General features: G+C 68.1%; 21 protein-coding genes. 8 read left to right on the top strand and 13 right to left on the bottom strand.

From position 1 onward, the window contains the following. Nucleotides 1–84: 84 nt before the first annotated feature. From katG to miaB, 6 genes are all read right to left on the bottom strand, one after another. Nucleotides 85–2,301 carry a catalase/peroxidase HPI gene (gene katG, locus D9601_RS13340; protein ID WP_198354551.1) on the bottom strand — a complete coding sequence of 739 codons (2,217 nt, stop codon included), beginning with the start codon at nt 2,299–2,301 and terminating at the stop codon, nt 85–87. Between the two features lie 143 nt (nt 2,302–2,444). Beyond that, the gene (locus D9601_RS13345; protein ID WP_198354552.1) at nt 2,445–2,798 is read right to left on the bottom strand and encodes a hypothetical protein; all 354 of its coding nucleotides are present in this window, start codon (nt 2,796–2,798) and stop codon (nt 2,445–2,447) included. 77 nt (nt 2,799–2,875) lie between these two features. Continuing rightward, entirely contained in the window at nt 2,876–3,784 is a 909-nt protein-coding gene (locus D9601_RS13350) for a hemolysin family protein (RefSeq protein ID WP_198354553.1), read from the bottom strand. Nucleotides 3,785–3,795: 11 nt separating this feature from the next. Next, nucleotides 3,796–4,305: an rRNA maturation RNase YbeY gene (gene ybeY / locus D9601_RS13355; protein ID WP_198354554.1), complete on the bottom strand. Its 510-nt coding sequence runs from the start codon at nt 4,303–4,305 to the stop codon at nt 3,796–3,798. Then, the gene (locus D9601_RS13360) at nt 4,305–5,303 is read right to left on the bottom strand and encodes a PhoH family protein (RefSeq protein ID WP_198354555.1); all 999 of its coding nucleotides are present in this window, start codon (nt 5,301–5,303) and stop codon (nt 4,305–4,307) included. Before D9601_RS13360 ends, ybeY begins: the two co-directional genes overlap by 1 nt. A gap of 134 nt (nt 5,304–5,437) precedes the next feature. Beyond that, nucleotides 5,438–6,757 carry a tRNA (N6-isopentenyl adenosine(37)-C2)-methylthiotransferase MiaB gene (miaB, locus tag D9601_RS13365; RefSeq protein WP_198354556.1) on the bottom strand — a complete coding sequence of 440 codons (1,320 nt, stop codon included), beginning with the start codon at nt 6,755–6,757 and terminating at the stop codon, nt 5,438–5,440. A 121-nt stretch (nt 6,758–6,878) separates the two neighbouring features. Between miaB and D9601_RS13370 the strand changes: the two genes are divergently transcribed. Together D9601_RS13370 and D9601_RS13375 are read left to right on the top strand one after the other, a co-directional pair. Beyond that, nucleotides 6,879–7,040, top strand: coding sequence for a hypothetical protein (locus D9601_RS13370; protein ID WP_198354557.1), 162 nt, complete (start codon nt 6,879–6,881; stop codon nt 7,038–7,040). Between the two features lie 44 nt (nt 7,041–7,084). Further along, nucleotides 7,085–7,840, top strand: a complete 756-nt coding sequence (locus D9601_RS13375) for a MipA/OmpV family protein (RefSeq protein WP_198354558.1) — start codon at nt 7,085–7,087, stop codon at nt 7,838–7,840. 33 nt (nt 7,841–7,873) lie between these two features. Here the strand turns inward: D9601_RS13375 and D9601_RS13380 are convergent, their stop codons facing one another. The 4 genes from D9601_RS13380 to D9601_RS13395 all read right to left on the bottom strand — a co-directional run bounded on the left by D9601_RS13380 (nt 7,874) and on the right by D9601_RS13395 (nt 9,910). Then, nucleotides 7,874–8,263 carry a hypothetical protein gene (locus D9601_RS13380; protein ID WP_198354559.1) on the bottom strand — a complete coding sequence of 130 codons (390 nt, stop codon included), beginning with the start codon at nt 8,261–8,263 and terminating at the stop codon, nt 7,874–7,876. Between the two features lie 110 nt (nt 8,264–8,373). Further along, nucleotides 8,374–8,784, bottom strand: a complete 411-nt coding sequence (locus D9601_RS13385; protein WP_198354560.1) for a hypothetical protein — start codon at nt 8,782–8,784, stop codon at nt 8,374–8,376. 565 nt (nt 8,785–9,349) lie between these two features. Then, the gene (locus D9601_RS13390) at nt 9,350–9,655 is read right to left on the bottom strand and encodes a hypothetical protein (RefSeq protein ID WP_198354561.1); all 306 of its coding nucleotides are present in this window, start codon (nt 9,653–9,655) and stop codon (nt 9,350–9,352) included. A gap of 42 nt (nt 9,656–9,697) precedes the next feature. Then, nucleotides 9,698–9,910, bottom strand: coding sequence for a DUF7336 domain-containing protein (locus D9601_RS13395; protein WP_198354562.1), 213 nt, complete (start codon nt 9,908–9,910; stop codon nt 9,698–9,700). Nucleotides 9,911–10,048: 138 nt separating this feature from the next. Here D9601_RS13395 and D9601_RS13400 point away from each other — a divergent pair, with 138 nt between their 5' ends. Next, nucleotides 10,049–10,381, top strand: coding sequence for a hypothetical protein (locus tag D9601_RS13400; RefSeq protein WP_198354563.1), 333 nt, complete (start codon nt 10,049–10,051; stop codon nt 10,379–10,381). 213 nt (nt 10,382–10,594) lie between these two features. Here the strand turns inward: D9601_RS13400 and D9601_RS13405 are convergent, their stop codons facing one another. From D9601_RS13405 to D9601_RS13415, 3 genes are all read right to left on the bottom strand, one after another. Then, complete coding sequence (locus tag D9601_RS13405) at nt 10,595–11,314, bottom strand: lysophospholipid acyltransferase family protein (protein ID WP_198354564.1); 720 nt, start codon at nt 11,312–11,314, stop codon at nt 10,595–10,597. Between the two features lie 86 nt (nt 11,315–11,400). Continuing rightward, a complete protein-coding gene (locus D9601_RS13410) occupies nt 11,401–11,823 on the bottom strand; it encodes a Fur family transcriptional regulator (protein WP_198354565.1) in 423 nt (140 codons plus the stop codon). A gap of 120 nt (nt 11,824–11,943) precedes the next feature. After that, a complete protein-coding gene (locus tag D9601_RS13415) occupies nt 11,944–14,820 on the bottom strand; it encodes a M16 family metallopeptidase (protein ID WP_198354884.1) in 2,877 nt (958 codons plus the stop codon). 174 nt (nt 14,821–14,994) lie between these two features. Between D9601_RS13415 and D9601_RS13420 the strand changes: the two genes are divergently transcribed. From D9601_RS13420 to D9601_RS13440, 5 genes are all read left to right on the top strand, one after another. Further along, nucleotides 14,995–15,699, top strand: a complete 705-nt coding sequence (locus D9601_RS13420) for an aspartyl/asparaginyl beta-hydroxylase domain-containing protein (protein ID WP_198354566.1) — start codon at nt 14,995–14,997, stop codon at nt 15,697–15,699. 99 nt (nt 15,700–15,798) lie between these two features. Next, a complete protein-coding gene (locus D9601_RS13425; RefSeq protein WP_198354567.1) occupies nt 15,799–16,371 on the top strand; it encodes a NifU family protein in 573 nt (190 codons plus the stop codon). Beyond that, on the top strand, nt 16,371–16,964 hold the full coding sequence (locus D9601_RS13430) for a malonic semialdehyde reductase (RefSeq protein ID WP_198354568.1): 594 nt from the start codon (nt 16,371–16,373) through the stop codon (nt 16,962–16,964). Before D9601_RS13425 ends, D9601_RS13430 begins: the two co-directional genes overlap by 1 nt. Before the next feature lie 178 nt (nt 16,965–17,142). After that, on the top strand, nt 17,143–17,790 hold the full coding sequence (gene tsaB, locus D9601_RS13435; RefSeq protein ID WP_198354569.1) for a tRNA (adenosine(37)-N6)-threonylcarbamoyltransferase complex dimerization subunit type 1 TsaB: 648 nt from the start codon (nt 17,143–17,145) through the stop codon (nt 17,788–17,790). Then, nucleotides 17,790–18,257, top strand: a complete 468-nt coding sequence (locus D9601_RS13440; RefSeq protein ID WP_198354570.1) for a GNAT family N-acetyltransferase — start codon at nt 17,790–17,792, stop codon at nt 18,255–18,257. The genes tsaB and D9601_RS13440 overlap by 1 nt, the downstream gene beginning before the upstream one ends. Nucleotides 18,258–18,287 lie beyond the last annotated feature (30 nt).

Genomic DNA, 18,287 nt, shown 5'->3' on the forward strand with positions numbered 1-18,287 from the left:
ACGGCCCTTGCGCTCGCCCCGTCGGGAAGGGGAGGGAGGGGCGAGACGATCCCGCCGCCGGGGACGAACCCCGGCGAACGGTGATCAGACGGTCAGGTCGTAGCGGTCGGCCATCATCACCTTGGTCCAGGCCTGCACGAAATGCCGGACGAACATGTCCTGCGCATCGTCACAGGCATAGACTTCGGCGATCGCGCGCAGCTGCGAATTGGAGCCGAACACCAGGTCGGTGCGCGAGGCGGTCCACTTCTGTTCGTGGGTATGGCGATCGGTGCCGACGAATTCCTCGTCGCTCTCGTCGCTGACCTGCTTCCACGCCGTGCCCATGTCGAGCAGATTGACGAAGAAGTCGTTGGTCAGCTGGCCGGGACGCGTGGTGAAGACACCATGCTGCGCCGCCTTGGGATGATTGGCGCCGAGCACGCGGAGCCCCGCGACCAGCACCGCCATCTCCGGCGCCGACAGGCCGAGCAATTGCGCCCGGTCGATCATCAGCTCCTCGGTCGGCACGTTGAACTTGACCTGCAGATAGTTGCGGAAGGCGTCCGCCTTCGGCTCCAGCACGTCGAAGCTCGCCGCGTCGGTCTGTTCCTCGCTCGCATCGGTGCGGCCGGGGGTGAAGGGCACCTCGATCGCATGCCCCGCCGCCTTGGCCGCCGCCTCGATGCCGACCGTGCCACCCAGCACGATCAGATCGGCGATCGACACCTTCTTGGCGCCCTTTCCGTCAAAGTCCGCCTTGATGCCCTCGTAAACGCCCAGCACCTTGGCGAGCTGCTCGGGCTGGTTGACCTCCCAGTCCTTCTGCGGGGCAAGGCGGATGCGCGCGCCATTGGCGCCGCCGCGATGGTCCGACCCGCGCCACGTCGCGGCCGAGGCCCAGGCGGTGGTGACCAGTTCCGCGGTCGACAGCCCCGAATTGGCGATCGCGGTCTTCAGCTCGGCGATGTCGCCCGCCTCGATCTGCGGATAGTCGGCGACCGGGATCGGATCCTGCCAGATCAGCTCTTCCTGCGGCACTTCCGGACCGATCAGACGGATCTTCGGGCCCATGTCGCGGTGGGTCAGCTTGAACCAGGCGCGTGCCCAGACATCGGCGAAATACGCCGGGTCGGCACGGAACTTCTGGCAGATGGCATTGTAAGCCGGGTCGACCTTCAGCGCCATGTCGGCGGTCGACATCATCGTCGGCACCTTCTTGCCGGCGGTATGCGCGGCCGGGGCGAGCGTATCTTCCGGATTGCCGACCGGCTGCCACTGGTGGGCGCCCGCCGGGCTCTTGACCAGTTCGTACTCGTGGTCGAACAGCATGTCGAAATAGGTCATGTCCCAGGTCGTCGGGGTCGGCGTCCAGGCGCCTTCCAGACCCGAGGTGATCGTGTGATCGCCCATGCCGCTCTCATGCGTCGACGCCCAGCCGAGGCCCTGGCTGGCGATGTCGGCACCCTCCGGCTCCTTGCCGACGTGGCTCGGATCGCCCGCGCCATGCGCCTTGCCGAAGGTATGGCCGCCGGCGGTCAGCGCGACGGTCTCCTCGTCGTTCATGCCCATGCGCGCGAAGGTCTCGCGCATGTCGCGCGCCGAACCCTGCGGCATCGGGCAGCCGCCGGGCCCTTCCGGATTGACGTAGATGAGGCCGTGCTGGATCGCGGCGAGGGGGCTTTCCAGCGCCAGGCCGGCTTCCTCGTCGATGCGGGTCTGGCCGAGCCATTCCTCCTCGGTGCCCCAATAGACGTCCTTTTCGGGCTCGAACACGTCCTCGCGTCCGCCGGAGAAGCCGAAGGTCGGCCCGCCCATCGACTCGATCGCGACGTTGCCGGCGAGGATGAACAGGTCCGCCCAGCTCAGCTTGCGGCCGTATTTCTGCTTGATCGGCCACAGCAGGCGGCGCGCCTTGTCGAGGTTGCCGTTGTCCGGCCACGAGTTGAGCGGGGCGAAGCGCTGCTGGCCCGCCGACGACCCGCCGCGGCCGTCGCCGGTGCGATAGGTGCCGGCGCTGTGCCAGGCCATGCGGATGAAGAACGGGCCGTAATGCCCGTAATCGGCCGGCCACCACGGCTGGCTGTCGGTCATCAGCGCGGTCAGATCGGCCTTCAGCTGATCATAGTCGAGCGTCAGGAATTCCGAGCGATAGTCGAAGTCGTCGCCCATCGGATTGCCGCTGACGCCCTTCTGATGAAGGATGTCGACGGACAGCGCTTCCGGCCACCAGTCCTTGGCGGTCTGGCCGAGCAGGCGGCGCATGGCGGCAGGCTGCTTCTTGGGATCGTTGATCGGGCTGCCTTCGGTGATCGCGTCCATCTGCATCTCTCCTCGAATCGGTCCTAGCCGCGGCGGGCTGACGCGCGGTCAACGTGCGGCGCGGCGACGATGTTGCTGCTGGTAGCGCAGCTCGACTGATCGGAAAAACGCTTAATCGCGAAAGTAGTGATCGGCTGAAGCGATTAGCGCTTGCCCTGCAACCGGGCCGCATCGACCTGCCCACGCAGCGCCTCGGCGTTGCTCTGCAGAAAGGCCCGCTCAGAGTCAGACAGACCGTCCCGCGCATGGATGTCGGCGCGCGCGTCGATGCCGGCGGCCTTGCCGCGCAGCACGCTCGCCTCGCGCCGGGTCAGCTGGCCGCTGCGCCGGCCCGCGCGGATGCTGTCGCGGATCGCACCGGTGTCGCGGACGAGTGAATTGGGGTCGATCCGCGGGCCGGACGGGATCGGCGTGATCGAGCTCCAGGATTGCGCTGCCGCCGGCACGGGTAGCAGCACGGCGGCGGCCAGCAGGGCGCGAAGGGCGGCAGGATACATGATCGGCTCCCGGGCGGCGGTAGACGAGTCGGCATCCTGCGCAGGGCGGCTGAACCGGCGGTGACCGCCGCCGGGGGTCAGGCGTCCTCGGGCGTCGGCACCGGCGGGTGCAGGCGCAGACGGTGGATACGGCGCTCGTCCGCGTCGAGCACCTCGAGCTTCCAGCCGCTCGGATGGTCGAGGCATTGCCCGACGTGCGGCACATGGCCGGCGAGCACCGCCGCGAGCCCGCCGACGGTGTCGACGTCGCTCTCCGCCTCGCCGAGCCGCGCGTCGATTAGTTCGGCGACGTCCTCCAATTCGGCGCGGGCATCGACGTCCCAGGCGCCGCCATCGATCGGCACCAGCAACTGTTCCGGCGCCTCGTCATGCTCGTCGGCGATATCACCGACGATCTCCTCGATCAGATCCTCGATCGTGACGAGGCCTTCGGTGCCCGAATATTCGTCGAGCACGACGGCGAGGTGAACATGGCTGGCGCGCATGTCGGCGAGCAGGTCGAGCGTCCCGCGCGACATCGGCACGTAGAGCGGCTGGCGGATCAACGCCGCGATCCCTTCCGGGCGGGGGGCGCCGGTGGCGAGGATGTTGAACACGTCCTTGATGTGGACCATACCGATGATCGTATCGAGCTCGCCGCGATAGACAGGCAGGCGGCTGTGACCGGCCTCGGCGAAAATCTCGACCAGATGATCGAACGTCGTCTGTTCCTCGACCGCGATGATGTCGGCTCGCGGGACGCCGACGTCGCCCGCGTCGCGTTCGCCGAAGTGGAGCAGGTTGCGGACCATCTGCCGCTCGAGCGGCGTCAGGTCACCTTTGACGTCGGGAGTGGGATCGCCCTCATGCCGGTCGATCGCCTCTTCGAGCTGAGCGCGGAGCGATTCCTCGACACGGCCGCCCGACATGAATCCCTTCAGCACCCGCCACAGGCTGCTGTCCTGCTGGTCGCCGCCGTGCGCGGCGCTACTTCGGTCCTCGGCCATCGGTGTTCGTGTCAGTCCTCTTGGATCAGATAGGGGTCGGCGATGCCGAGCGTGGCGAGCGCCTGCCGCTCGATCTCCTCCATGCCCTCGGCCTCGTCGTCCTCAATATGGTCGTAGCCTAGCAGATGCAGGACGCCGTGCACCATCAAATGGGTGGCGTGATCGGCGACGCCGATACCCCGTTCGGCGGCTTCGGCGGCGCAGACGCCGTGCGCGAGGACGATGTCGCCGAGCAGAAGTTCCCCATCATCCGAATTCTGGCTGACCGTGTCGATCAGGTCGGGCTGAACCATCGGGAAGGAGAGGACGTTGGTCGGCTTGTCCTTGTGCCGGTACTGGCGGTTGAGGACGTGCACTTCGTCATCCGACGTCAGGCGTAGCGAGATTTCGACCACCGCGGGGGTGGCGAGCAGTTCGCCATGCGGCGTCCGCTCGATCGCGGCGCGGGCGGCGCGGGTGGCGATCGCCTCCCAGTCGCCCTCGGGCCAGGGCTGTTCGCGGGTCAGTTCGATCTGCAGCATCAGGATGGGACGCCTTCGTAGGCTTCGACGATCCGGCCGACGATCGGGTGGCGGACGACATCGGCGGCGGTGAAGCGGCACATTGAGATGCCCTCTACGCCTTCCAGCCGATAGGTAGCGTCGGCCAGTCCACTCGCCGCGACGCCGCCGGGCAGATCGGTCTGATTGGGATCGCCGCAGATCACCATCCGGCTGTTCTGGCCGAAGCGGGTGAGGAACATCTTCATCTGCGCCGGGGTGGTGTTCTGCGCCTCGTCGAGGATGACGAAGGCATCCGCCAGCGTGCGGCCGCGCATGAAGGCGATCGGCGCGATCTCGATCTCGCCGCTGGCAATGCGGCGCTCGACCTGTTCGGCGGGCAGGCAGTCGTGCAGCGCATCGTAGAGCGGGCGGAGATAGGGGTCGACCTTCTCCTTCATGTCGCCGGGCAGGAAGCCGAGCTTCTCGCCCGCTTCCACCGCAGGGCGCGACAGGATCAGCCGTTGGACCGAGCCGGTGATTAGCTGCGCCACCGCCTGGGCGACGGCGATATAGGTCTTGCCGGTGCCCGCCGGCCCGAGCGCGAAGATCATGTCGTGGCTGGTCAGCTCGCGCATGTAATGCGCCTGGGCGGGGGTGCGCGGGACGATCGTCTTCTTGCGGGTGCGGATCATCACCGAGGGCAGGGCGCCGCGTTCGGCGCTGACGATGCCGTCCAGTGTCGGTTCCGCGGCCATGGCGATCGAGGCGTCGACGAGGCCGGTGTCGACCTCCTCGCCGCGCTGGATGCGCTGGTAGAGGTCGTTCAGCACGTCGCGGGCGAGCGCGACCTGCTCCGCCGTCCCCTCCAGCCCGACGCGGTTGCCGCGGGCGGTGATGTAGACGCCGAGCCGGTTCTCGAGTGCGACGAGGTGCTGGTCGTACTGCCCGAACAGGGCGCTGAGCGATTGGGGCTTGTCGAACAGGAGCTCAACCCGGCTGCGTTCACCGGACTGGGCGGGGACAGGCTTGCGGCTCATGCGGTCCTTTCGAGTCGGAAGTTCACAAAGTTCGCGCATAGCGACGCTTCATGACAGACGATCCAATGTGGGTTTGAAAACCCGCGAGCGCCAGTCTGACAGCCGAATTCCTTGTAGGACAGCCCCCGAATCGCTCACGCGGCGCGCGCGACCCGTTCCACCCCGGTCAGCGAATTGGGGCCGGCGGCGGTCAGCGTCACGTCGAGCAGGTCGCCGATCGCCGCATCGGTGATCAGATGCACCGATTGCAGCCACGGCGACTTGCCGAGCACCTGCCCAGGCAGCTTGCCGCGGCGTTCGACCAGCACCTGGCAGTCGCGGTTGACGCTGGCGGCGTTGAACGCATGCTGGTCGCGGTTGAGCGCCGCCTGCAGCCGCTGCAGCCGTTCGTCCATTACCGCCGCCGGCACCTCGTCGGCCATGGTCGCCGCGGGTGTGCCCGGCCGCGGGCTGTATTTGAACGAGAAGGCCTGGGCGTAACCGACCGCATCGACCAGCGCGAGCGTCTCGGCGAATTCGGCCTCCGTCTCGCCGGGGAAGCCGACGATGAAGTCGCCGGACAAGGCGATGTCGGGGCGTACGGCGCGGACGCGATCAAGCAGGCGCAGGTAGGAATCGCGATCATGGCTGCGGTTCATCGCCTTGAGCACGCGGTCGCTGCCCGATTGCACCGGCAGGTGGAGGAACGGCATCAGGCTTTCGACGTCGCGGTGCGCGTCGATCAGCCCCTGGGTCATGTCGTTGGGGTGACTGGTCGTGTAGCGGATGCGGGCAAGGCCGGGGATGCGGTCGAGCGCGCGGATCAGGCTGCCGAGGTCGTGGCCGTCGCCACTCCAGGCGTTGACGTTCTGGCCGAGCAGCGTGATCTCGCGCGCGCCGGCGTCGACCAGTGCCTTCGCCTCGTCGACGATCGCCGCGAACGGCCGGCTGACCTCCGCCCCGCGGGTGTAGGGAACGACGCAATAGGTGCAGAATTTGTCGCAGCCTTCCTGCACGGTGAGGAAGGCGCTGGCGCCGACCCGGCGGCGTGCGGGCAGGGCGCCGAACTTCGACAGCAACGGCATGTCGGTGTCGAGCGCGGGAGCGCCCGCCGCCGCTTTGGCGACCAGATCGGGCAGCTTGTGATAGGCCTGAGGCCCGACGACGACGTCGACCTTGGCGCGGCGGACGATCTCGTCGCCCTCCGCCTGGGCGACGCAGCCGGCGACCGCGATCATCGGCGCGCGGCCCTGCTCGCCCGCCACCTTCCGCAGGCGGCCGATGTCCGAATAGACCTTCTCGGTCGCCTTCTCGCGGATGTGGCAGGTGTTGAGCACGACGAGGTCGGCGGCGGCCGCATCGTCGGTGGCGACCATCCCATCGGCCGCCATCAGCTCCGTCATCCGCTCTCCGTCATAGACGTTCATCTGGCAGCCGAAGGACTTGACGTGGAAGGTCTTTGGAGCAGTCTTCATGGTGGGCCGCATAGCGGTTTCGCGGCGGTTTCGCCAGCCGGCCGCCCGCAGCGCGAGACTGCGGCGGGTGGAAACAACGAAGAGGGGAAGGGTTGTCCGATGCCGATACCAGGAGACGATCATGCCCGTGCCCCCCGAGGAGACCAGCCAAGCCGGCCGGCGGATTGCGATCATCTGCGCGATCGTCGGCGTGCTGATCGTGGTGATCTACGTCGGCAACATCATCGCACAGAGCAAGGAGGTGCAGCAGCAGCGCGAGATGTCGCACGGCACGCGGCAATAGCCCGCGCCGCCCGGCGCGGCGGGTCGCTGGCGGCCCTGTCGCTGATGCTGTGCCAATCGCCGGCGGCCTGGGCGCAGGAGGAGGACGAACGCCGCCCGCCGCGGCGGACGCGGATCACCCTGGGGCCGGAACTTGTCCCCGCCTATCCCGGCGCTAAGCGCGCGCGCCTATCGCCGCTGATCGACGTGTCGCGGGCGAAGGGCGACGACCCCTTCACCTTCGAGGCGGCCGACGAAAGCGCCGGTTTCGCGATCTGGCAGCGCGACGGCTTCGCGATCGGGCCGGCGCTGGCGGTGCAGGGGCGGCGGCTGGCGAGCGACACCGACGGGCTGTTGCCCCGCATCGGCCGCACGATCGAACTCGGCGGATCGCTGCAATATGCTGTCGGCCCGATATTCCGCCTGCGCGGCGAGATTCGCCAGGGGCTGGGGGGCCATCGCGGCCTGGTCGCCAATCTCGGGGCCGATTACGTCGCCCGGCGGGGTGATGACTGGCTGGTGTCGATCGGGCCGCGAGTGACCGTGTCGAACGCGCGCTATGACAAAGCCTATTTCGGCATCACCGCGGCGGAGGCGGCGCGCGCCGGGCTCCGCCCCTATCGATCGGCGGGCGGGGTGCAGGCGGTCGGCGCGACCGCAGGGCTGGTGCGATCGCTGGGCGGCCGCTGGGGCGTCTATGCCTATGCCCGCTATGACCGGCTGGTCGGGGATGCCGCGGCGTCGCCGGTGGTGCGCCGGTGGGGATCGCGCGATCAGCCGTCCGGCGGCATCGGCCTCAGCTACACCTTCGGCCGGCGCTGAACGCGGCGCACCGGGATCGGCGCGTCGCGCGGATCAGGCGGCGATATCGGCGGTATCAGGCTGCATCAGCCAGGCTTCCGCCTCCGCCGGATCGAGGAAGAAGCGAGCGCCGCGGCCCTCCGCCGCACGCACGATCTGCTTGCGGGCCAGCGAGGCACCGACGACGAAGGCGATGCGGCGCGAGCGGGTCGCCGGCGCGCCCAGCACTGCCTGGAAGCGCGCGACGATGTCCTGGCTCTGGATCGCCATGTCGCGGATGTCGACCAGCGTCACATGCTGGTTCGGCGCGCAGGTGAGGCGGCGATGCGCCAGATCGCGCGCCGCGACGAAGCGCGCGACGTCCTGCGGCTCGAAGAAGCCGGCCATGACGATGCGGACGAGGGCGCGTCCGGGATCCACGGTGATGTCGAACGTTGCGTGCATTTGTAGGGCTTTAGCCGGGCGAATCTTGCGAGATGGTAAAGCCGGGCAGCAATGGACCGGTGGGCGCGCGGGTGGGGGCGTCGGCTTTTGGGGGAGAGCGGACTGTCCGCTTAGAAGAAGTCGGAGCGGCGATGCGGACGTTGGCGGCCGATCCGGCGAGCGTTCGTGTGAGGCAAACGGACTTCAAATCGACGTAGTTCGTTTGCTGCTTCGCTATCGCCCGACCGAGCGGCACGACCTAACCAGTACCGGTATCCAACGAGGTTACGCCTGTTAAAGGCGTTCAGCGCTAGATGCTGCGCACCGTTCGGATGGCCATGACGGAAGGCTCGATATGCAAGTCCTTCTTGGCTGAATGGGTCGGCGATGCGTCCCGGCCTGTCGAATGTGCTGCCAAGCTCCGTCATAGCCAGCGGATCGCGGCGAAGCGCAAGGTGCCAAAGTATTGGCATGGCATAGCCGTTCTGGTGATCGTCGCGAATGCCCCAATACCGAGACCACAACCGCTCCTGCTTCATCATCGTCCTACGATGCAGCGCATTAGCAATGTCTGCAATCTGGTAGGCGTAACGCCTTCGGCGATGACCGACTTTGGGCGATAGCGGCCCGTCCGCTTTTGGGAGGAGAGCGGACATTTGAGGCCGCACACCGCCATTGCGGAACTCGTGGCGGCACCTCTAACATGAAATAATGATAGACGCAGTCATACCGCTCGGCGTTCTGGCGCTGATGCTGATCTTTGTTTCACAGGTCCGCCGGTTGATCTCTCATGCTATCCTAAACAGGACCATCCGCAAGGCGCTCGAGCTAGATCCTTCAAGCGCTCGCCTACTGATAGAAAAGCTGGATCCTCGGCCGCGATGGCCTGACGCTTTGGCGGGTTGGATCATGGTTGTTGCGGGACTAGCGCTAGGCATCGCAGCAAGTTTCTCTAGCGCTACCGAGCGCACAGAAGGACTTCAACTCGCCGTCATAAGCGCCATCGTAGGAGCAGGCATTTTGCTCTACGCGTGGTGGGTAGAGCGCGCTACGCCTCGATTGTGATTGCACCTCCATATAGCGAGGCCGGATGCCCGCCGTTGGGCGTTAGCGGACGCCCGGCTCTGCCCGTTGAAAAATCCACCCTTCCGCCAACACGTTCTCTGCGGGAAGCGCAGCCGTGCTGCCAACGAACCTTCCGTCGACCTCGCATTCGGGGAAGTCGGCCGCAATTTCTGCTGCGGCGGTGGCTAGGGCATCGAGCGCGTTATCGCTGAAGGGCTGATCACAGATTGCCGTGAAAGTGATCTGGCTGCCGTCGCGTCGGACCTTCACCATACGAACTTCGGGATGGATCGCACCGAGTAAGGCCCGCTGAGCAGACAGTCGCAATTCGGGATCGACTACGTTCATCGTGCGAGCATCGGCCCTGTCACGAATGTCGGCAAGTGGGCGTCAGCCAATAAAGCCGTCACGCCAGTGATCCTCGTCTACGGGATAGGGATCGATGGTGAAGCCGTCGGGATGGGCAGAGAACCCCGGCACTTGCCGGAGTCTCTTCGCTGCCGCCTCCGCTCGGGACGGAGAGCTATACACCCCGATCAGCTTGGCGTCGTCGCCGTACTCATCGTCAGATCGGACGTGGTGCAAGACGTAAGCGGTTTCCATGGCCGCAATCTATGTGCCGATCCGGATGATAGCTAGCAGGCGGAGGAGGAACGTCCGCTATTGGGCGTGAGCGGCTTGTCCGCTTTTAGGGAAAAGCGGACGTTGCAGATAAGATCACCTGAGTGGTAGCGATCGTGCATGAGTCCTGATCAGGTGGTAGCCCTCGATCTCCTTTTAGATGATCATTTTGCGCTATGGGACTTTGGCGACTGCCTTCCTGCGATGCGTCCCGACGCGGTCGATAGCCGCACTCCGCTGCTGATCGACATGGTCAAAAAAGGGTTCGTTGAGATCACATTTGGGAGGTGGCACGAGAACACAACCACGTCGGTGCCGAGCCAACGGGCCCAAACCGTCCTTCAAGACCCAGCATCATGGAAGAAGACAGGGCAAGATGCGGGATACTGCATCGAACTAACGCATGCAGGGCGAGACGCACTGCGGAAAAAAGGTATTGGTCGTCCGCTTTAATAGGCCGCTTTTGGGCGGAAGTGCGCGTCAGACGCCGCCCGCAGGCCATGCGAGCAGGACATCATCCGCCGGAGAAAGCGGGATCACGCCGGTGATCACTGTTCGCGTTGCTGCCGCCGCTGGAGAACGGCTGCCGGTTGATCACCGGACGTCTGCCGTCGCCGTGTCGGTGTCGCTTCCGCCGCGGCCGGTTGATGGCGGTCGGAACGATGGTCAGCCTTGCGGCTCGCCGGCGACCTGTTGCCAGGCCTGGGCGGCGATCGCCTTGCGGCCGGCATATTGGGCCGGGTCGAAGGGGGCGAGGCAGGTGAGCGTGACGGTGAAGGTGCCGCGGCGGCGCAGGACGCGGAGCGCGTGCGCCTGGCCTGGCTCGTCGCCGACCCAGGCGAGGTCGGGGGCGTCATAGCCGACGCGGATCGGCTGGACGCGGATGCCGGGCGGCGGCGGGTCGAGTGCGGCGAGCAGCGAGGCCTTGAACGGCAGGACTTTGCTGCCGTCGCCGGTCGTCCCTTCCGGGAAGATCGTCACCGGCCAGCCGTGGGTCAGCGCGGCGCGCAGTTGCGCGATCTGCGCCGTGACGCCCAGTCGATCCTCGCGCGACACGAAGATCGTGTGGTTGAGCGTGCACAGCCAGCCGATCAACGGCACGCGCGCCAGCTCGCCCTTGGCGACGAAGGCGCTGCCGGTGGCGCCGGCGATGCCGAGGATGTCGATCCAGCTGAGGTGGTTGGCGAGCAGCACGGCGTCGCGGCTCAAGGGTTGGCCGACGAGGCGGACACGGGCACCGACGATGCGGGCGACGCGGCCGAGGAACCGGCGCGGCCAGGGCGAGGGCCGGCGCACCAGCCGCCACAGACCGTGCAGCACCAGCGCCAGCACCAGCGCCGCGACCAGAGCGGCGAGGCGCATGGCGAGACGCAGCGTGGCGGCCATGTGGTCAGGCCCTGGCGGGACGGACGGGGCGGAACGGACGGGGCGGGGCGCACCGCCGTCAGGTCTGGCCGCCCCGGTCACCCGCGTCAGTTCTTGCGATCGAGACTGACGCCGTACAATTCCATGCGGTGGTCGACGAGGCGGAAGCCGAGCCGTTCGGCGATCGCCTTCTGCAATTGCTCGACCTCCGGATCGACGAACTCGATGACCCGGCCAGTCTCGACGTCGATCAGATGGTCGTGGTGCGCTTCCGGCGACGGTTCGTAGCGGGCGCGGCCGTCGCCGAAATCGTGGCGATCAAGGATGCCCGCCTCTTCGAACAGGCGGACGGTGCGGTAGACGGTGGCGATCGAGATGCCGGGATCGATCGCGGAAGCGCGCTCATAGACCTTCTCGACGTCGGGATGGTCCTCCGCCTCCGAGAGGACGCGCGCGATGACGCGGCGCTGTTCGGTGATGCGCAGGCCCTTCTGGGCGCAGAGGGCTTCGAGATCGATCTTGCGAGGCATGCGCCCTATGTAATGCGAAGCGCTTGTTGCGAAAAGCGCTACCGACTCGCAAAAAGACCGGACGCCTGCCTCTCTGCAGGGAGGGCGGGAGGGGCACTATCCCATCCCCTCCCGCCCGTGTCATTTCGCCGGCTTCTTTCGTGGCAGCACCGCCATCGTCCAGTCCTTGTCCGGCACCAGATATTTCGCTGCGGTCTGTTGTAGCGAGATCGGGGTGACGGCGCCGAAGTCGCGGCCGATGCGGCGCGTCGCCTCGAAGCGGGTCGGGTCGGTGGTGCCGCCCGACAGTTCGCGCAGCCAGAACAGGCTGCTGGTCGCGGCCCGCTGGTAGAGCTGCTGCAGCGGTCCCTTGACGCGGGCGAGCTCGTCGTCGCTGACCGGATGGGCGGCGAGATCGGCGGCGATCTCGCGGGCGAGGCGGAAGAACAGCGGCACGTTGCTGGGCGCGACCTGGCTCATCGCCATCAACCGGCCGCCGCCCGGCAGCCCCTTCGGCCAGGTGCTGGCGACGCCGGGGCTGTAGCTGGCACCGGCGGCCTGGCGCATCTTCTCGAACAGCCGGTCGCTGAACACCTGCGCCAGCACCTCCAGCTGGCGCGCGGTGGCGCTGTCCGCCATGCCCGCGCCGGTCGGCCAGGCGATCACCGCCGCCGCCTGCGTGTCGGGGCCGTCGTGCAGCCGGGTGACGGGCGTCGCGACATGGGCGGGGAAGCGGACCGGCGGCGCCGCCGCGTTGGCGGCGGCGCGCGGCGGCAGCGCGCCGAAGCTCTTTGCCACCGCCGCGATCGCGGCATCGGCGTCGACCTGGCCGAAGACGTCGACCTCGATCGGGCCGCTGGCCAGCAGCGGCGCCCAGAAGGCCTTGAACGCGGCCGGGGTGAGCGCGTTGATCGCCTTCGCATCCGGGGTGCGCCAGCGCGGATCATTGTCGTGCAACAAGCCTTCGAGGTCGCGCGACAGCACGCCGTCCGCCGACGACTGATAGCCGGGAATGGCGGTCAGCGCCGCCTGTTTGGCGCGCAGCACCGGGGCGGCATCCCAGCGCGGCGCGGCAAGCTTGCTGGCGATCAGCCTCAGTTCGTCGGCATAATCGTTCGGGCTGGACAGCGCGGCGATCGAGAAGGCGTCGTCGTCGAGGCCGAAGTCGAGGCCGAGCTGCCGGCCGGCGGTGAGCTGGTCGAGATCGTCCTGGCCGAGGGTGCCGATGCCGCTCTCCATCAGCGCCAGATCGCCCGACCAGCCGAGCGACGGCCGATCGGCGGGCAGCGCATTGTAGCCGCGGCCGAAGCGGACGCGGACGAAGACGCGGCCGGTGTCGTCGGGGTTGGGGAACAGCAGCATCGTCACGCCATTGGCGAAACGGACCTGTTCGAGCGGCAGGCCGGCGACCTGTTCGCGACTGGCGACGGTGCCGGGCGCACCGAGCGCGGGCAGCTTCGAAAAGTCGACCGATCCCTGCGTGGCGCGCTTGACGGTCAGCTTCGACACGTCGGCCTTGAGCGCGGCGGCGAGCTTTTCGGCGGTGCCCTTCTCGGCGGTGCGGGTGTTGACCAGCGCGCGTGTCGCCTCGCCCTCGAAGATCTTCTTGGTCGAGGCGAGCACGGCGGCGGGGTTGAACATCCCCTTCGCCTTGGCGTCGGTCAGGATGTCATATTGGTTCTGCGGCGCGGTCACCGTTTCGCGGATATCGAGCGCACCTGCCATGTCGTCGGCCTGTTTGGCGCTCGCCTCGACCCGCGCGGTCTCGACGCCGTTGCGGATCGCGACCTCGTAATCGGCATATTCGCGGTCGATCTCGGCCTGGGTCGGCGGTGTCTTCTGCGCGTCGGCGATCTCGGCGCGGACGTCCTTCAGCGCCTGTTCCCACTGGTCGCCGACCGGCAGGATCAGCACCGTCGTCATGTTCGCGGAGCGCGAGCGGTCGTCGAGGTCGACGCCGGCCTGGACGAAGCTGGCGCCGGCGCGGGCGCGGCGTTCGAGACGGCGGCTCAGCACCTTGGCGGCGATCGTGTCGACCATCCGCTTCTGGTTGAAGATCTTGGTGTCGTTGTTGAAATGCCAGGGACGCAGCACGCCCATCATGACCAGCGGCGGCAGGCCGGGCTCGACCAGAGTCGCACTGGTCGGCTTGCTGGGATCGGGCTTGCCAAAGTCGGGGTCGGCGGGGTCGGGGCCATGGCCCTGCCAGCCGGCAAAATGCTTGACGACGAGCTGGCCAAGCGTCGCCGCATCGACGTCGCCGGAGATGATCACCACCGCCCGCTCGGGTCGGTACCAGCGGTCGTGGAAGGCCTTGATCGACGCGCCAGTCGCCGCCTCCAGCGTCTTCAGCGTGCCGATCGGCGACCGGTCGGCGAGCGGCTGGCCGGCGAAGAACAGGGCGTTGGCGGCATCGCCCAGTCGCACCTGCGGCCCCGGCTGCTCGCGCCGCTCGGCAAGCACGATCGGCCGTTCGGCGGCGACCGCGGCATCGGTCAGCGTCGGATTGGCCATCATCCCCGACAGGATCTTGAGGCTCTCGTCGAGCGTCTGCGGCGTCGCCGAGGGCAGGTCGAGCTTGTAGAGCGTCTGCGTCGGCGTGGTCGACGCGTTGGAATCGGAGCCGAAGGTCGCGCCGAACCGCTGCCACACCCGCTTCGCCTCGCCATCGGGCACATATTGCGAGCCGCGGAACGACAGATGTTCGATGAAGTGCGCGTAGCCGCGTTCCGAATCCTGTTCGTAGAGCGAGCCGGCGTCGATGCGGACGCGGATCGACACCTGCCCAGGCGGTACGCCGTTCTTGCGCACCGCATAGCGCAAACCGTTGGGCAGGGTGCCGAAGCTCCACGCCGGATCGGGCGGCAGGTCGCTGCCCTTGTACAGCCAGGCGCTGGTGTCGACCTTGACCGCAGGCGCGGTGGCGGACGGGGCGGACTGGCCGGCCAGCGGATTGGCGAGCCCCAGCAGCGGGGCGATAAGCAGAACAGGCGCGAGCGCGCGGGAGAAGAACGCCATAGGCGACGGCTTGTAGCGCCCCGCGACCGATCCCGCCAGCGATGCGCAAAGCGACCGCGTCATGGCCATGATTTCGCCCCGCTCGAAGCGTAGCGACGCGGCCCGGGATGATCCGGTCGGGCACGTATCCGGCCGTGAAGAACAGGCCGTGATGACAGGGCGATGCGAGAGACGATGACGATCGGTGTGACGTATGGCGCAGGCGCGGGGCGGCGGCGCCTCGGCGAGGGCGGCCATGGTTGCGGAAATGGCACGCCGCCCGCCGACCCACGCACGATCGTGGCGGAAAAGCGGCGGCCGGTGTCGCGGCCGGGCGGACGATTGCGGGATTCGCTCGATCGGCTGATCGCTGCCTCGTCGCTGGTGCCCGACGCGCCGGTGCTCGACGTGCGCGACTTTGCCTGGACCGCGACGCTGCGCCAGGATTGGCGGGCGATCCGCGACGAGGCGCTGGCACGGACCGACCGGTCGGGCGACGTTCTGCTTTGGCGGCGGGGCGATCCGGTGATCGAGCAGCTCGCTGGCGCGCCGCGGACCACGGCCGCGCTGGCGGCGGTTCCCAGGCTATACGACGCCGCCTTCGCCGTCCTGCCGCCCGGCGCCCACGTCGCGGCGAAGCGCGGGGCGAGCAAGGCGCTGGTCACCTGCGACCTGGCGCTGTCGGTGCCGCGCGACGGCGACGCGCGCATGCGGCTCGGCGATCGCACCCTGCGCTGGGCGGAGGGCGAGACCCTGGTGTTCGACGACACCCGCGATCACGAACTTTGGAATGGCGGCGGTAGCGCGCGGATCGTCCTCCGCCTGCGCTTCGCCAGGCCGCTGCGCCAGCCCGGACGTTGGGTGGCGGGGCTCGTGCTGCGGTATTTGGGCGGAGCGTGACGTCCTTCCCGCGAGCGGGGAGATTTGTGTGGATCGTCGAAACAAAGCCTTTCCGTCGTGCCGCTTGATCGCGACCCGCGCCCGCGCCACATGGCGGCCATGCTGATCGAGACCGAAGTCACGCCGAACCCGGCGACGCTCAAGTTCCTGCCCGGCCGCATCGTCATGGATGCCGGTACGCGCGATTTCGCCACCCCCGAAGAGGCGGAGGCGAGCCCGCTGGCCGAGGCGCTGTTCGCGCTGGGCGACGTGACGGGCGTGTTCCTGGGCCGCGACTTCGTGTCGGTGACGGCGGCGCCGGGCGTCGACTGGTCGGGGTTGAAGCCGGATGTGCTCGCCATCTTGCTCGATCATTTCTCCGCCAACATGCCGCTGTTCCGCGAGGCGCGCGCCGGCTTCAGCGTGCCGCCTGCGGAGGAGGAGGTCGCCGATGATCCCGCCGATGCCGACATCGTCGCGCAGATCCGCGAGCTGATCGACACGCGCGTCCGCCCGGCGGTGGCGAACGACGGTGGCGACATCGTCTATCGCGGCTTCGACAAGGGCAAGGTGTTCCTGCGCATGCACGGCGCCTGTGCCGGTTGCCCGTCGTCGACCGCGACGCTGAAGAACGGCATCGAGCAATTGCTCAAATATTACGTTCCCGAGGTCACCGAGGTGAGGGCGGTCTGATGCGCGAACCCCTGAACGACGCCGCCCTCGACACGCTGTTCCGCGATGCGCGCACCTACAACGGCTATCTCGACCGGCCGGTCGGCGAGGAGCAGCTGCACGCAATCTGGGACCTGATGAAATGGGGTCCGACCTCTGCCAACCAATTGCCCGCGCGTCTGATCTGGTGCGTCAGCGACGAGGCGCGGGAAAAGCTGGCCGGCTGTGTGTCCGAGGGCAATCGCGACAAGGTGCGGAAGGCGCCGGTGACTGCGATCATCGGGATGGATGTCGAGTTTCACGAACATCTGCCCGAACTGTTTCCGCATGCCGATGCCCGGTCCTGGTTCGCGGGCAACACCGCCCTGCGCGAGGCCTCGGCGTTCCGCAATTCGTCGTTGCAGGGCGCCTATTTCATCATCGCGGCGCGGGCGCTGGGCCTGGATACCGGGCCGATGTCGGGCTTCGATGCCGAGGCGGTGGATACGGCGTTCTTCGCCGACCAGCCGGGCGTGAAGACCAACTTCATCTCCACACTGGGCTATGGCGACCCGTCGACCATCTATCCGCGCTCGCCGCGGCCACCGTTCGACAGGTTCAACCGGATCGTCTGATTCTCCACGGTCGTCTCGGGGCGCCGTTAGGACTCGTCACCGGCCACGGGACGGCAGGCGGGTGGCGCGCCGATGCGGGCCTGTAGGGCAGCGTCCTGAACCGGTCTCATCGCGCACGCCTCGCCGGCGCGTGTCGGCTGTTGCTCTTGCCGCGCTGCTACGACAAAGCATTGTCTTCATGATCGCTTCCCGCACCCTCGTGATCGATACCGCCACCGCCGCCTGTTCGATCGCCCTGATCGAGAACGGCCGCGTGGTCGCGGCGCGGCACGAGGTGGTCGGGCGCGGCCATGCCGAACGGCTGGTGCCGATGATCGCCGCACTGCCCGACGGCGGGCGGGCGGAGTCGATCCTGGTCGATGTCGGCCCCGGCAGCTTCACCGGCGTGCGCGTCGGCATCGCCGCTGCGCGCGGACTGGCGCTCGGCTGGGGCGCGGCGGTCGCCGGCTATTCCAGTATGGCGCTGCTGGCCGCCGCGGCGCTGGCCCGCGGCGAGGCAGGCGAGGTGACGGTGGCGATCGAGGGCGGCCACGGCGAGCTGTTCGTGCAGCCGTTCGCGCGCGGGCCCGAGGCGATCGCACCGCTTGCCTCGCTGCGGCCGGAGGCGGCGCTGGCGGTGATCGGGGGACGGCCCGTCGTCGGTAGCGGCATGCGCTGGCTGCGGCCGATCGCGCCCGAGCTGGCCGGCGAGGAGAGCCTGCCGAACGCCGCCGACGCGGTGCTGCTGCCCGCGGCGCTGGCGGCGCTGCCGGCAAAGCCCGTGTATGGCCGGGCGCCGGATGCCAAGCTGCCCGGCGGCATCACGCCGGCGGAGGCCTCCGCCTGATGGCGACGCGCGCCGTCTCGCTGCGCACCGGCGACGCCCGCGACGTCGCGACGGTCGATGCCCTGATGTCGGCAGCGTTCGATCCGCGCTTCGGCGAGGCATGGACACGCAATCAGTGTTTGGGCGTGCTGGCGATGCCGGGGGTGCGGTTGACGATCGCCTCGGTCGACGAGGTGCCGGCGGGGTTCGCGATGGTGCGGAGCGTCGCCGACGAGGCAGAGCTGCTGTTGCTCGCGGTGGCGCCGTCCTATCGCCGCCAGGGCATCGGCGCCGCATTGTTGCGCGCGGTGATCGCCGAGGCGCAAGGCGCCGGCATCGCCGACATGCATTTGGAGGTTCGCGCCGGCAATGCGGCGGTGCAGCTGTACGAGGCCAACGGCTTCAGCAAGGTCGGCGAGCGCCGCGGCTATTATCGCGGGCGCGGCGGCGAAGCGTTCGACGCGCACACCTATCTTCGGAACCTGTAGCAGGCAGGCCGGAGGTCGTCCGGCCTGAGA

This window comes from Sphingomonas sp. MA1305 (genome assembly GCF_016107325.1).
Taxonomy (GTDB): domain Bacteria; phylum Pseudomonadota; class Alphaproteobacteria; order Sphingomonadales; family Sphingomonadaceae; genus Sphingomonas.